The following is a 13,820-nucleotide window of genomic DNA, read 5'->3' on the forward strand; positions in this document are numbered from 1 at the left end:
CATTGGAAGACATCCTCCAGCTTGCTCTGTTCTCGATCCTATATAACCTAATAGCTTCTATCTTCCCGCGTTTACAAAAACACAAACTAGAGTAGAACCAGAATTGTTGGTTGTTGGTTGTTGGTTGTTGGTTGACCGCTCCCTTGTCCCCCTGTGCTCCCTGCTCCCTCTGCCCCACTGCTCCCCCTCTTCCAGCTTATGTATCGAGTTGTTATCATCTGCTGCGTCACATTTGCGGTTTTGCTGTTTCCTTTGAACGCTCAGGCTCAGCCAGCAGCGAATACTTTGGAGATGCATAACCATCAAACTAAATCTCGATCGGTAGAAGACTTATTCAAACGAGGGGTATATCAAACGCTAGTAGGAAAATATCGAACCGCGATCGCAGATTTTTCTCAGGTTATTTTGCTCCAACCCAATAACGCTACAGCATACGCTAATCGCGGTTTAGCACGGGCTGCTAAGGGCGATCGCCAAGATGCATTAAAGGATTTCGATCGCGCTTTATCACTGAATCCAGATTCGGCGATCGCCTATTACAACCGAGGTTTTACGCTTTCCAAGCTTGAAGACTATCACGGTGCGATCGCTGATTTTGACCGTGCCATTCGCATCGATCCTGAAGATCCAAGTGCTTATCACTGTCGGTGTCTCGTGCGTTATAAATTAGGTGACATGGTAGGTGTAGCAGAAGATCTACGCACGGTTGCTCAAATGTATTTGCAACGCGGCAAATTCGATGCTTATACCAGCCTGCTTGCTGAACTCAAATCTCTCCATGAATTAAGTCACCCGAAAAGGGAGCGATCGAGCGATCGAGCAGTTATCAGTTATCGTAGGGGCGGGTTTAGCCAATAGATTAACCATTAAAACAATAGATCGGGAGTCAAAACCCGCCCGTACAGAAGTCGGTTATCAGTGACCAGTTTATTCCGAATTCCGAATTCTTCCTATAAGAGAGAAGCATCAATGTAGATGCGCATTTCTCGAACGAGATCGTCTTCCATGCGAAACACGATCGCGCATGGTATTGCGATCGCTTTACCACGATCGCACATATGAGTTGTTTCCATTTGACAAATTACAGCATCGTCAATTTCCCAAATTTCATTGATTTCAAAAGAAGTTCGGGCGCTCCGACTGAGCTGACTTGCTTCGATTACGGATGCGATCGCGGCTTTCCCAACCGCAGGTGGATGACTGCCAAATCGACATAGGGCATCTTCAGTAAAATAAGTCATGGCACTCTCTACATCCATTGCCTCGAATAAACCGATCAAACTCCTAATAATTTCTGTTTGGGTAATAGCAGCCATACTGGATCGCAATTCCATCTGAAATTAATCGAAAAGATGAAGGCTTAAGGCTAAAAGCTACAATCCTAGCGCCGATCTGGTTTAGCTTGATTTCATCCTTAATTTCAAATTAAATGAAGCCCTGATTTTTTACAGCCTGAAAAAGTCAGAAGTTATCCGCACTATCTTTACTGTCTCAATCGAGAAGTCATGAATCGTCTGAAAAAGTCAGATCTACGTAGTGCGTGAGGAGAATTGCGAATTCCGAATTCGCAATTCGGAATTAAATGGTCGCTGATAACTGATAACTTTGTAGAGACGTTACATGTAACGTCTCTACACTGATAACTGCTCCCTACTCCCTGCTCCCTGCTCCCTATTTACTGATAACTGACTCAGAAAAGCTCAAACAATTAAAAAAATCTTAAACTATATAGAATTTTGAACTTTTCAGTATATGGGGGATTTGCGACTGATTTCTAGTGTAACTTAATAGGGAAACACAAAAAAATAAATACAAACTAACGAAAAAAACAAACATAGCCTAGAACAGTCAAAATCATCAAAGAACAAATTTTTGTTAAAAAATGAACGTTGACGAAGCACTAGTAATTCTAGATGCATTTCTCGATCGGGGACTCAACGACATTCAGGAACTAGTCTTTCGCAAAGCCTGGGAAGGTCAGACTTATCCCGAAATCGCCGAAAGCTCTGACTATGATGCTAATTACATTAAAGATGTAGGTTCTAAACTATGGAAGTTACTTTCTAAAGCTCTCTCAGAAGAAGTCACGAAAAGTAACTTTCGTGCTGTCTTGCGGCGACGAGCTTCCGAACTTGGGAGCAGGGAGCAGGGACGAGCTGGGAGCAGGGGGGAGAAGAGAGCTGAGGGAGCTTATGATGCTGAGGAGGCTGAGGGAACAACTACCAATTACCAATTACCAATTACCAATTACCAATTACCAACTCTCCACATAGACTGGGGCGAAGCGGTAGATGTAGCAACATTTTACGGGCGGAGCGAGGAGTTAGCGACTTTAGGGCAGTGGATTAAGAACGATTCGCCTAGAGGCGACAGCTCCTCTTCACGCTGTCGTTTAGTGGCAGTATTAGGTATGGGTGGTATGGGGAAAACTGCCTTATCGATCGCCCTAGCAGAAAACTTGCAATCAGAATTTGAATATATTGTTTGGCGCAGTTTGCGTAACGCTCCGCCTCTAGCAGAATTACTCGGTGGGATCGTTCAGTTTCTCTCTCATCAACAAGAAACAGCGGCGACATTATCCCAAGATCTCGATCGCTGTATCAGTATGCTGCTGGAATATTTGCGCCACCATCGCTGTTTGTTAGTACTAGATAACGTCGAAAGTATTCTGCATGGGGGCGAACATGCAGGACAATATCGGGAAGGATATCAAGTCTATGGCGAATTATTACAACGCATTGGAGAAGTCCGTCATACGAGTTGTTTAGTACTAACTAGCCGAGAAAAACCAAAAGAAATTGTCTTGCTCGAAGGTGAAACACTACCAGTACGTTCTCTACAGTTGGAAGGTTTAAATATTGCCGCAGGACGAGAAATTTTTCGCGCCAAGGGAAGTTTTGTCGGTTCCGATTTAGAATGGCAAAGGTTAATCGAGCATTATGCTGGGAATCCTCTTGCTTTAAAGATGGTGGCTGCGGGAATTCAGGATTTGTTTGATAGCAATCTAACTATATTTTTAGCAACCTTACGCACGGGAACATTAGTTTTTGATGATATCCGCGATTTATTAGAGCGACAGATGAATCGGATATCAAAATTAGAAATAGAAGTGATGTATTGGCTGGCAGTCGAACGGGAACCAATCGCTTTTACAGCACTGCGAGAGAATGTTTTGTCCTTAGAAGCGAAGCAAAAACTACCAGAAACTCTTCGATCTTTAGGACAGCGATCGCTGATTGAGAAAACCGCTACGGGCTTCACCCAACAACCAGTTGTAATGGATTTTGCGATCGATCGCTTTATCGAACGCATATGTGGGGAAATAGTCAGGGGGGCGATCGGTTTATTTAACAGTCATGCCATTCTTGAAGCGCAAGCAAAAGATTACATTAGAGATACGCAAATTCGGTTGATTCTCATACCACTTGTCGATAAACTTTTAGCTCAAACAAATCTCAGCAGCCTTGTCGATCGCTTAGGGCAAATTCTCACTAATTGGCGGCAAAGATCGGCGCGATCGCCAGGATATTTGGCAGGAAATATTCTGAACTTGCTAACTCATCTCAAGATCGATCTGCGGGGATGGGATTATTCTAACCTCTGCGTATGGCAAGCATATTTAGCCGGACGCAACTTAAAGCAAGTCAACTTTGCCCGTGCCGATCTTGCCAAATCGGTTTTTACCGAAGATTTAAGCGTGACTCCAGCCGTAGCTTTTAGTCCCACAGGCAAGCTATTAGCAACAGGAGATGCTGATGGAGAAATTCGGCTGTGGCAAGTTACAGATTGGAAAAAACTGCTGACTTTGAAAGGACATACGAATTGGATCTGGTCGGTTATGTTTAGTCCTGACGGTAGTGTTTTAGCGAGTGCCAGCGATGACAAAACAGTTCGTTTGTGGGATACCCGTAGCGGTGAATGCCGTTGTATTTTGCCACATACACATCGCATTTGGTCAGTGGCTTTCAGTCCCGACGGCAAAACTATAGCTAGTGGGAGTGAAGATAGTACTGTCAAGTTATGGCATTGGCAGACAGGAGAATGTTACCAGACTTTGTTCGGACATACGAATTGGATTAGAAGCATCGCCTTCAGTCCCGATGGCAAAACCCTAGCTAGTGGTAGTGTAGACTGTACCGTGCGATTGTGGAATGTTGGCACGGGAGAGTGGATCAAAACTCTACAGGGACATACAACTCAAGTCTGGTCAGTTGCCTTTAGTCCCGATGGCGAGATGCTTGCCAGTAGTAGCGATCGCACTGTCAAGTTGTGGCAAACTAGCACGGGGGAATGTCTGCGGACTCTATGCGGACATACAAACTGGATCAGAACTGTTGCTTTTAGCTCTGGGGGAGATATAGTAGCCAGCGGCAGCGAAGATTATACAATTCGACTGTGGGACGTACAGACGGGAGAATGCTGTCGGACGCTTTCGGGACATACAAATTGGATTAGATCTGTAGCTTTTAGTCCTGACGGCAAAACCTTGGCTAGCGGTAGCGGCGATCATACGATCAAGATCTGGAATGTCACGGATGGCAAATGTATCAAAACCCTTCAGGGTTACACTAGCCGCGTCTGGTCGGTTGCTTTTCATCCCCGTCCGCTAGCCTCACATCCACCCGGAATGCTAGCTAGCGGTAACGATGATAAAACCGTGCGATTGTGGAACGTCGAAACAGGAGAATGCGATCGCACGTTACACGGTCATGGTAACAGAGTCTGGGCTGTTGCCTTTAGCCCCGATGGTAAAACCATAGCCAGCGGTAGTGGTGACTATACAATTGGGCTTTGGAATGCTTCAACTGGCGATCGCCATAACACGATCCAAGCTTACAGTGGTGTCAGATCTCTGGCTTTTCATCCCAATAACTATATTTTGGCTGGCGGCTGCGATGACTATACGGTGAGGTTATGGGATATTCTCAGTGGGAAAACTCTGCATAAGTTGCAAGGGCATACTAACCGAGTTTGGTCAGTTGCCTTTAGTTTAGATGGCAAATTTCTAGCTAGCGGTAGCGACGACCACACAATCAAGTTATGGAATACTGAAACCGGAGAGTGCTACGACACTTTACAAGGACATAACAATTGGGTATGGGCAGTTGCCTTTAGTCCTGACGGACAAACCCTGGCAAGTGGTAGCGGCGATCACACAGTCAAGTTATGGGATTGGCAAACGGGGAAATGTTACCAAACTCTACAAGGACATACGAGCCGAGTTTGGTCAGTTGCCTTCAGCCCTGACGGGCAGACTGTAGCAAGTGGCAGCAGCGACTATAGCATCAAGTTGTGGAATGTCGAAACTGGTGAATGCAGGCATACTCTCCAGGGACACACCGATTTAATTTGGTCGGTTGCTTTCAGTACTGACGGACAAATTCTTGCCAGTGGCAGCCAGGATGAGACGATTAGATTGTGGGATGCAAATACGGGCAAATCTCTCAAGATATTGCGGGCGCAAAGACCCTATGAAGGGATGAATATTGCTAGCGTAACTGGTTTAACTGAGGCAGCGATCGCCACTTTGAAAGCTTTGGGGGCGGTGGGATAATTAGTTCTTAGATACTTGAGTGAGAGGACAAATAATAGATTTTTCCCCTGTCCAATCTGTAAAACTACTCTCGTTTTTATAATGTCGAGGAGATTGTAGTAGTAAGCGCCAAGCCTGAGCGAAATCTAATAAATTGATGCGTCCAGGATAATGAATTTCTAATAGTTTTTGAACTAGGGGATAATAGTCAGAGTTAATTCCAGGAAAAATATGATGTTCCGTATGGTAAGAAAAATTTAAATGCAACCAATCGACTAGTTTTGGCACTCGTAAAGAAACACTATTAACTAATGGGTCATTAACGCTTGTCATTTGACAAAGCATGTGATTCGTGTAGATATAAAACATGACTCCTGCATAGCCAATACTACAGGGAAGAAAGTAACCAAGCACGAGTTTTAGTGGATTAAATTCTAGGTAAGCTAAGATACTCAGATGAATTAGGAGAATTATCAAAAACTCAACAGCAATCTTCCAGCGCTCTTTAGTACTGACTTTAAAAGCAGCAGGGACATAGTTGACTGATTCACAATTAAACAACACCACAGAAGTCAAATTACGAAAGGTATGAACTACCCATGCTGTTGCCATTCCCACTATTAACCAGATAAAATTTACTTCGTTAGAAGGTACAAACAAATTCTGAATCCACTTTCCCCAAGTTTTAGGCTGCTCGGACAAATAATTGCGATCGGGATCGTTTAAAGAATTGGTTTTATTATGATGTACTCGGTTATGAACGGCTTTCCATAGTGTCGGCGGCATCCACAACATTATTAGCCCTATAAAGCCGATTATATAACTCAGACGGGAATTTCTAATTACGCTGCCATGCATCAGATCGTGGGAGCTAAATAGCAAGACAATAACACTATTCCCCATCACCACTGCTAAAGGTAAATAAAGCCATAATAAGTATAAATGCCAACGATCGAGATGCTTGGCGATCGCCCAACCTAAAATTAAGATTGCCAGATTGATCGATAAAATGACTAATTTATTGGGATCGGGAGCAAATGCTTCGTCAGGAAGGAGAGGTCGCAATGCTTTTGCATACTGTGCTTGGGTAATTAGAGTTTGCTTTTCCACAAAAGTCCTAAACAGCCAAAATCATAAACTTTTCTAACTTTACCTTAAAATATACAAAGTTAGGAATTAGCTAAACGATCGATAATTTTTCCCGTGTTAATATAACATAATTTCTGAAACTGTAAGGAGTATAATTATGACTGCTAGCATCAGGCTGCAAGACATAGAAAAGTATATTCCTGTGGTGGGTGATATCAATAACAAAAGTTCTTTAGCATATAAAACAACTCGTGAAGTAGTAGAAGTAGTCAATACGATACAAATGGGAGTGGCAGAAGCTTACATTAATGGGCTAGAAGTCCCCGATCCGCTGCTGCAAAAGCTTTTCGATACCTGTATGCCAATTTTTTTTCAATATTTTCCAGCCCTGCTTGCACCCTATGAATGGGTGTTAAAAGAGACCGATAGTCTTGCCGAGGGGTCGCGGGAGTTAATGAAGATTCAGTACGACTTGCCTCAAGGAATGCTGAATCTGATGTTAGGTAATTGGAAAGTCATTTATCCTAAATACAGCATGGGATTGTGGGAAAAAGGAGCATTAAACCTCGAACAATCCCAGATGCACATGATTGATGATGTCATTGAGAAATTAGACATCAAAGATGGAGACCGTATTTTAGATTTTGGATGCGGTTGGGGTTGCGTTCCGAATTATATTCTTTCTAAGTTTCCTAATGTCAAGTTTACGGGTTTGAATTTGAGTCACGAGCAATGCGAGTATATCCGCCAAAAAATGCAAGACCCTGAAAGCTACCTGAGTTCAGGTAGATTTACTTTATATGAAGGAGATTTAAATCAGGTACAATTTCAGGAAAAATTTGACAAAATTCTCTCAATTGGTGTTTTTTGTCATGTCGGTAATTTAACAAAATCATTTCAGAAATTAGCTACTTTTTTAAAGGATGAGGGTAAAGTTTTCATTCACATCATTACAGTTCGCACCCCTAATAACATATCTAGCGTTTACACCCATAAATACATTTTTCCCCACGGTCGATTCTGGAATTACGATGCAGTACCTAGCCATAATCAAGATCTCAAAACAATAAAAAGATGGTATCTCAATGGCTCTAATTATTCTCAAACATTTGCAAGCTGGCTAAAGAATTTTGACGATAATCAGGCAATAGTCAAAGATTTAAACTATGGCATAAATTATGCTAAATTTCGCCGAATATGGAGATTTTATTTGCTCTGGTTTGTTAGTAATTTTGCCAGTTGTGATGGTGAGGTGAATGGTAACGGTCAATTTTTAATGGTTCATGCTTAGTACGTTCTAAATGGCACGCGATCGCAATTCGTATTTATATCCTTCTGACTCCCGATCGCCGATAACTGTTATTCTCCTGCCGCTATTCCTTCGCGGCGGGGATCGGCTCCACCGACTAGACCTGTTTCAGTACGGACGATCGCATGAGAACCGCTGATTTGTTCCACAATTTGCACGGAATGACCGATCGCCTCTAAGCTTTGCTGAAGGTTAACAACACTTGTATTCGTCTCTAGTTCCGTTGCACCGTCGCGATTGCCATAATGAGGGAGCGATATTGCTTGTTGGCTGTCTAATTTCCAGTCTAAAACGGCAATTAATGCTTGCGCCACGTAGTTGATAATTCGAGCGCCGCCAGCCGAACCAACCGCCATCACAAGCTTACCCTGGCGATCGAATACCATAGTGGGAGCCATCGAACTTCTAGGGCGCTTTCTCGCTTCTACCCGATTGGCGATCGCTTTTCCATCGGGTGTTGTGGGTGAAAAAGAGAAATCTGTGAGTTGATTGTTGAGTAAAAAGCCCCGTACCATCAATCTAGCGCCAAAAGTATCTTCAATACTGGTCGTCATAGAGACTGAGTTGCCATTGCGATCGACAATTGTTGTATGGCTGGTTGAGGGAAATTCGATCGCATTATCTTGTCCCCAGACTAACTTTTGCGGCGATCGCAATTCGCCTGGTTCGGCATCGGTTAAGGCGCGTTGAGGATTAATCAGTTTGGCGCGATTATTCAGATATTCGGGATCGATTAATTCATTGACTGGTACGGGAACGAAATCAGCATCAGCCATATATAAGCCTCGGTCGGCAAAAGCTAGCCGTCCTGCTTCGGCAAATAAATGCGCTGCTTGGGTTGATTCTGGTTTGAGGGTGGATAATTGGAAGTTTTCCAGCATACCGAGAATTTGCAACACGGTTAAACCACCAGAACTAGGTGGTCCCATACTGCATATTTTGTAAACTCGATAAACTCCACATACAGGCGATCGCTCTTTTGCCTGGTAGGTCGCTAAATCGTCAGTTGTTAAGTCGCCTGCTACGGTAGCTTTTTGGACTGTGTTCGCAATGTCTCTGGCAATTTCACCCCGATAAAAGGCATCAGCACCGGAATTTGCAATCCGGCTCAACACCTCAGCATAAGGACGATTGACGAGAATTGTCCCCACAGGTTTAGGCGTGCCATCCGCTTGATAGAAATAGCTGCGAGCTGGTTCTAGGCTTGGTAAATACTTTTCTTTGCTAAGGCGATCGTACAATAGAGGCGAGATCGGAAAGCCTTGCTGCGCCAGTTGAATTGCGGGTTGAAATAGTTCTCGCCAAGGCAACTTACCATGTGCCTTGTGTACCATTTCCAGCATCCTGACTACTCCAGGTACGCCGACAGACTTTCCACCTACAACCGCATCGTAAAATTGGAGTGGTTTGCCATCTGCATTCAGAAAACGATCCGGTCGAGCCGCTGCTGGAGCCGTTTCGCGACCGTCATAAGTGCGAACTTGTTTACGTTTGGCATCGTAATAGGTTAAAAAAGCCCCGCCACCAATTCCAGAATACTGCGGTTCAACTAAACCTAGTACCATTTGAATGGCGATCGCTGCATCAACAGCACTACCTCCCCGCCGCAGAATCTCACTACCTGCTGCCGCTGCTAGCGGGTGAGCTGCCACTGCCATATACTTTTGAGTGCGTACAGCTTTGCGAACCGCGCGATCGTTGCTAATTACTGGTGCAACTCGCTCTTGTCCTACAGTTGGAGATACGATAGTACTGAAGACAAGGGCTAGTAAACCAAAGTAGAGGCAAAATCTATTTGCTTTCATCAGTGTAATTCTACTTCTCGTTAGCAGAATACCACTCTACGAGGATCGTTCAAGCAATATCGGGAGGAATTCGATTGAAAGGACTAGCGGGAGTCGATCGCGGTTGCATTTGCAGCTTTATTAACTTTTGCAATTCTCCCCGTGGAATCTCTGTTCCCCGATTTAGCTCTCCTGGGGTATCGAAGAAAATGATACTGTCTACCGTTTCAAGAGCAAAAAGCTGAAATAATATGTGAGTGACGGGTAAGGGTGAAGCAACAATTTCCGGGTCTTGTTCCGAGACTGCTACAGCTGAAACATCTGCAAGTGTGGGGAAAGCATAGATAACACGCTTGGTCACTTTTGGGTTAGCGCGATCGCTTAACGTAGTGACTACCCAGTCTCGATCTAAGTTTTGCAAAATATAGTATTCTAAATGGCGCAGCCTGCCAGCAAGCAGTACCAATACAGGAGCGACAGCAGCAACAACTTGCGGAGTCACGCCATCTTGAGGCGCTTCGTCAATCAGGACTTTAATTTGTCGGTCTAAATCCATATGACACAAAAGCTGCTACCATCACCCTGAGTTTACCCCATTTAGGGAGTAGGGAGCAGGAGCGCACGAGCAGGGAAAGAAATGTGGTTTCTGACTCGTGATTTGTGAGTTGCGATCGCAAATAGGGGATGCATCGATCGCATCCCCCACTTTAGCTAAACTTAATTAACTAGACTTATTGGTAGTACTTCAGCTCTGCTTCCAATTGGGAAGTCAAGCGATCGTCACCCTTTGCTCTAGCGGCTTGCAAGCGCCGTTCTAAGCTTTCCAAAATATTCGAGCGATGAACTCTTGCTACCTCTTTGTAGCTTGGCTTTCTACTTGCATTCATGGCTATTTACTCCTTGCTTCGCTCTTTTTCTAGCCTTCAGTACCTACTTCTGATGCTGTGCGTTGTAGCATGGACTGCTGGCGGTTGTGTTGCTTCTGACGATTCAAGCTCATTAACAATCTTGCTTGCGCAGAAACAGACACGCGATCGGAGTTAGATTGAATACCAATATTGTTAGATTTCATATTCGCCTCTTTCTTGTTGTTGTGTTACGAATGAGGCGCGTTCCTTCGAGAGTTTTTCTCTACTTCCGTCCCTCCACTGGAGAGATGAACGATTTATCCTTTACATTCATTACAATATCAGCCATTTTTCTCATTTGAGTCTATCTGAGGACGGAATGAATCATAAATCTAAATAAGTTAATGTATCTTAAGCTACTAAACATGAAATTTGGCTAATTCATTTAGACAGCAGAAGCAGAGGGCAGAAAGCAGAAAGCAGAAGGAAATACCTTGCGTTTCAAAGGTGAGAGTTGTCTTTGATGTTTCAACCTTCTTGCGCTTTGCTATAAAATTTGTCAGGGTAAGTTGACGAAAAACCTTTGTACTACCTGGAATAACTCGGTAAACCTGCCTCTATGATGAAATTGGTTAGGGCAGGTTTTCCCGCAATTTCTGCGATACTACCTGAAATAACTCGGTAAACCTGCCCCTACAACGAATATTTGAATTTTTAAATTCTGTTTCGTGTCTCCTATTTTCTGTCTCCTGTCTCCTTTTACTGTCACAAGTTATACTAAGTATGGCTTTCATCCTCAGCAACCTATGGACGGTGAAACAGCATTGGCATGGGTGGATAATCTCATATTGACCAAAACTGGCGAAGGGTTAAATTCTCTACAAAAACATATTCTTCAGCAGGTTTGGCAGGGACGTAAATATCCTGAAATTGCAGCCTACTGCGGCTATACAGAAGGACACGTTAAAGATGTTGGTTCTCATCTGTGGCTCGTACTATCTCAAACTTTGGGAGAGAAGATTAATAAGATTAACTGTCGTGCAGTTTTAGAACGATGTCTGCATACATCAAAAGATCGGGGAAATCTGTCAATTTCAGCCTCCCTTGTGAAGGGAGATTGGGGGGATCTGCACGCCAAGCCAAATTTCGTCGGCAGAACCGAAGCGATCGCGCACCTCGATCGCCTGGTAAGTTTGGATAGTAAGGCGATTGTCATTCAGGGTGAAGGCGGATTGGGAAAAACCACCCTAGCACAGCAATACTTGCAAACTCAAAATTTTGAAGTGGTGCTAGAACTGCTAGTAGCCAAGGAAACGCAGAACCTGACTTCTGCTGAACGAGTCGTAGAAGAGTGGTTGAAACAAGACTTACAGGAGGAACCAGGCTTAGAATTTGGCGTAACTTTAGATAGACTCAAACGCCAGTTGCAAACGCGACGGATAGGGGTGTTAATCGATAACTTAGAACCTGCATTAGATCGCCAAGGACGTTTAATCGCGTCTCATCGTAGCTATGTGGAGTTATTTCGCATTTTAACTGACTCGAAAGTACAATCCGTGACTTTAATTACAAGTCGCGATCGCCTGTGCGAACCGAGTTTAAATGTAGAACATTACCGTTTACCTGGTTTAGATCTTCCAGCATGGCAGCAATATTTTAGTTACCGTCAAATTGCGATTGACTTACCAACAATCCAACAGATGCATCAAGCCTATGGTGGTAACGCTAAAGTTATGGGAATTCTTTGCGGTACAATTCAAGCAGATTTTGCAGGTGATGCGATCGCGTATTGGCAAGAAAACCACACCGATCCCTTGGCTGTCACCGATTTAAAAAATTTAATTGCCAGCCAATTTCACCGTTTGCAAACATTAGATCTATCAGCCTACCGCTTATTGTGTCGCCTGGGATGTTATCGCTACCAAGATGTGGCAAAGATTCCTACCCAAGGAATTTTAAATTTATTGTGGGACGTACCACCTCAACAGCAACGACAAATTATGACAGCTTTACGCGATCGCTGTTTAGTTGAATTTCAACGGGGGGAATACTGGCTGCATCCAGCAATTCGTGCTGAGGCGATCGCGAGGTTGCGTGCTAGCAATGAATGGATAGTTGTGAATTGTAAAGCCGCCGAATTTTGGACAGCTAGCGTGACAACGATTCAGACTATAAAAGATGCTTTACAAGCTTTGGAGGCATACTATCACTATATTGAAATTAATGATGTTGAGTTGGCAAGTCAAGTCATTCTCAAAAGTAGAAACAATCAGTGGGAACAGTTTTTAACCCTTGGCGGAACTTTGTATCGGATGGGGTTAATTCAACCCGTACTAGAGGCAATAATTCAAGTTATTCAAAATCTACAGTCTCATCCTTGTTTAGGAGAATTGTACAATATTTTGGGAGATTTATATTGGACGGCTGGTAAAATTCACGCAGCCATAGAGTGTCAAGAGAAAACCATTGATTTAGCTACTCAATTGTTGCAACCTTTAGAGTTCGATCGAGGCGATCGCTATAAATTATATTACTTAAAAATGTTAGAAGTAGATTCCTTGCTGAGCAGGGGATTGTACAATATAGATTTGTGGGAATTAGAGACAGCAGCCGAATTATTTCAGCAAGTCATAGATCTAGCTCAAAATACAACTCATCATCGCTGGGCAGAAAAAGCTAGCGTATGTTTAGCTTTAGTCAATTCTTATTTAGGTTCATATCAAACAGCGGATAATCTAGCCGAACCGATTTATGCCTCGATTATGTCTGAGTTAAATAAACAAAGTGGCAGCTTTGCTTATTTTGTGCAAATCCTCGGTCAAACTTATGTCAATTTAGGTAATAGACAAAAAGCGCAAGAGATGTTTTTTCTTTCCCTAGCTGATGCCGAAAAAAGCCATTATCTGCAAATTAAAGCAAAAACACTGAATGGATTAGCTGAGAGCGATCGCCAGCAATCTTTATTGAAATCAGCTATAAATAAACATATAGAATCAATCGAAATTTTAGAGAAAATTGGTGCAAAATGCGATCTAGCCGAGGCTTATTTTCAGTTAGGATTAACTTATGTAAAAATGAAAGATATTGAGAATAGTAAGCGAAATTTAGAGCGATCGCTTCGGCTATTTACTCAGATGAATGCACCACGGCAAGTAGAAAAAGTATTGCTAGCGAAAATCAATGCATAGAATTCGCTCGTACTAATTCCAATGAATATCCCCCTTAGCGAGGGGAAAATTGTACAATTCTTAGCCCCC

At 43.3% G+C, this 13,820-nt stretch carries 10 protein-coding genes and 1 riboswitch; of the genes, 4 read left to right on the top strand and 6 right to left on the bottom strand.

Annotated elements, in window-relative coordinates; translation table 11 throughout:
- The first annotated feature begins 198 nt into the window (after nucleotides 1-198).
- Nucleotides 199-858 carry a tetratricopeptide repeat protein gene (locus H6G17_RS09980; RefSeq protein ID WP_192156686.1) on the top strand — a complete coding sequence of 220 codons (660 nt, stop codon included), beginning with the start codon at nucleotides 199-201 and terminating at the stop codon, nucleotides 856-858.
- A 92-nt stretch (nucleotides 859-950) separates the two neighbouring features.
- On the opposite strand, the gene H6G17_RS09985 is transcribed toward H6G17_RS09980, so the two are convergent.
- Complete coding sequence (locus H6G17_RS09985) at nucleotides 951-1,334, bottom strand: nuclear transport factor 2 family protein (protein ID WP_192156688.1); 384 nt, start codon at nucleotides 1,332-1,334, stop codon at nucleotides 951-953.
- A gap of 548 nt (nucleotides 1,335-1,882) precedes the next feature.
- On the opposite strand from H6G17_RS09985, the gene H6G17_RS09990 reads away from it, so the two are divergent.
- Complete coding sequence (locus tag H6G17_RS09990) at nucleotides 1,883-5,554, top strand: NB-ARC domain-containing protein (RefSeq protein ID WP_192156690.1); 3,672 nt, start codon at nucleotides 1,883-1,885, stop codon at nucleotides 5,552-5,554.
- On the opposite strand, the gene H6G17_RS09995 is transcribed toward H6G17_RS09990, so the two are convergent.
- Entirely contained in the window at nucleotides 5,555-6,643 is a 1,089-nt protein-coding gene (locus tag H6G17_RS09995; protein ID WP_199316621.1) for a fatty acid desaturase, read from the bottom strand.
- A gap of 136 nt (nucleotides 6,644-6,779) precedes the next feature.
- Here H6G17_RS09995 and H6G17_RS10000 point away from each other — a divergent pair, with 136 nt between their 5' ends.
- The gene (locus H6G17_RS10000) at nucleotides 6,780-7,913 is read left to right on the top strand and encodes a class I SAM-dependent methyltransferase (RefSeq protein WP_192156692.1); all 1,134 of its coding nucleotides are present in this window, start codon (nucleotides 6,780-6,782) and stop codon (nucleotides 7,911-7,913) included.
- Nucleotides 7,914-7,981: 68 nt separating this feature from the next.
- Here H6G17_RS10000 and ggt read toward each other — a convergent pair whose 3' ends face one another.
- The 4 genes from ggt to H6G17_RS10020 all read right to left on the bottom strand — a co-directional run bounded on the left by ggt (nucleotide 7,982) and on the right by H6G17_RS10020 (nucleotide 10,787).
- The gene (gene ggt, locus H6G17_RS10005; RefSeq protein WP_192156694.1) at nucleotides 7,982-9,736 is read right to left on the bottom strand and encodes a gamma-glutamyltransferase; all 1,755 of its coding nucleotides are present in this window, start codon (nucleotides 9,734-9,736) and stop codon (nucleotides 7,982-7,984) included.
- Nucleotides 9,737-9,785: 49 nt separating this feature from the next.
- Entirely contained in the window at nucleotides 9,786-10,271 is a 486-nt protein-coding gene (locus H6G17_RS10010) for a hypothetical protein (protein WP_192156696.1), read from the bottom strand.
- Between the two features lie 175 nt (nucleotides 10,272-10,446).
- On the bottom strand, nucleotides 10,447-10,602 hold the full coding sequence (locus H6G17_RS10015; RefSeq protein ID WP_015154903.1) for a hypothetical protein: 156 nt from the start codon (nucleotides 10,600-10,602) through the stop codon (nucleotides 10,447-10,449).
- A gap of 29 nt (nucleotides 10,603-10,631) precedes the next feature.
- Nucleotides 10,632-10,787 carry a hypothetical protein gene (locus H6G17_RS10020; protein ID WP_015154902.1) on the bottom strand — a complete coding sequence of 52 codons (156 nt, stop codon included), beginning with the start codon at nucleotides 10,785-10,787 and terminating at the stop codon, nucleotides 10,632-10,634.
- 34 nt (nucleotides 10,788-10,821) lie between these two features.
- A riboswitch (Glutamine riboswitch) is annotated at nucleotides 10,822-10,880 on the bottom strand.
- Nucleotides 10,881-11,369: 489 nt separating this feature from the next.
- Here H6G17_RS10020 and H6G17_RS10025 point away from each other — a divergent pair.
- Entirely contained in the window at nucleotides 11,370-13,751 is a 2,382-nt protein-coding gene (locus H6G17_RS10025; RefSeq protein ID WP_192156906.1) for a tetratricopeptide repeat protein, read from the top strand.
- Nucleotides 13,752-13,820 lie beyond the last annotated feature (69 nt).

Origin of the sequence: Chroococcidiopsis sp. [FACHB-1243], assembly GCF_014696895.1 — a bacterium.
Lineage (GTDB): Bacteria > Cyanobacteriota > Cyanobacteriia > Cyanobacteriales > Chroococcidiopsidaceae > Chroococcidiopsis.

What these genes read in the sequence shown, in the direction of transcription:
- ggt (WP_192156694.1), bottom strand. Translation starts at nt 9,736, where the DNA reads ATGAAAGCAAATAGATTTTGCCTCTACTTTGGTTTACTAGCCCTTGTC.
- H6G17_RS10025 (WP_192156906.1), top strand. Translation starts at nt 11,370, where the DNA reads ATGGACGGTGAAACAGCATTGGCATGGGTGGATAATCTCATATTGACC.
- H6G17_RS09990 (WP_192156690.1), top strand. Translation starts at nt 1,883, where the DNA reads ATGAACGTTGACGAAGCACTAGTAATTCTAGATGCATTTCTCGATCGG.
- H6G17_RS10000 (WP_192156692.1), top strand. Translation starts at nt 6,780, where the DNA reads ATGACTGCTAGCATCAGGCTGCAAGACATAGAAAAGTATATTCCTGTG.
- H6G17_RS09985 (WP_192156688.1), bottom strand. Translation starts at nt 1,334, where the DNA reads ATGGAATTGCGATCCAGTATGGCTGCTATTACCCAAACAGAAATTATT.
- H6G17_RS10010 (WP_192156696.1), bottom strand. Translation starts at nt 10,271, where the DNA reads ATGGATTTAGACCGACAAATTAAAGTCCTGATTGACGAAGCGCCTCAA.
- H6G17_RS09980 (WP_192156686.1), top strand. Translation starts at nt 199, where the DNA reads ATGTATCGAGTTGTTATCATCTGCTGCGTCACATTTGCGGTTTTGCTG.
- H6G17_RS10020 (WP_015154902.1), bottom strand. Translation starts at nt 10,787, where the DNA reads ATGAAATCTAACAATATTGGTATTCAATCTAACTCCGATCGCGTGTCT.
- H6G17_RS10015 (WP_015154903.1), bottom strand. Translation starts at nt 10,602, where the DNA reads ATGAATGCAAGTAGAAAGCCAAGCTACAAAGAGGTAGCAAGAGTTCAT.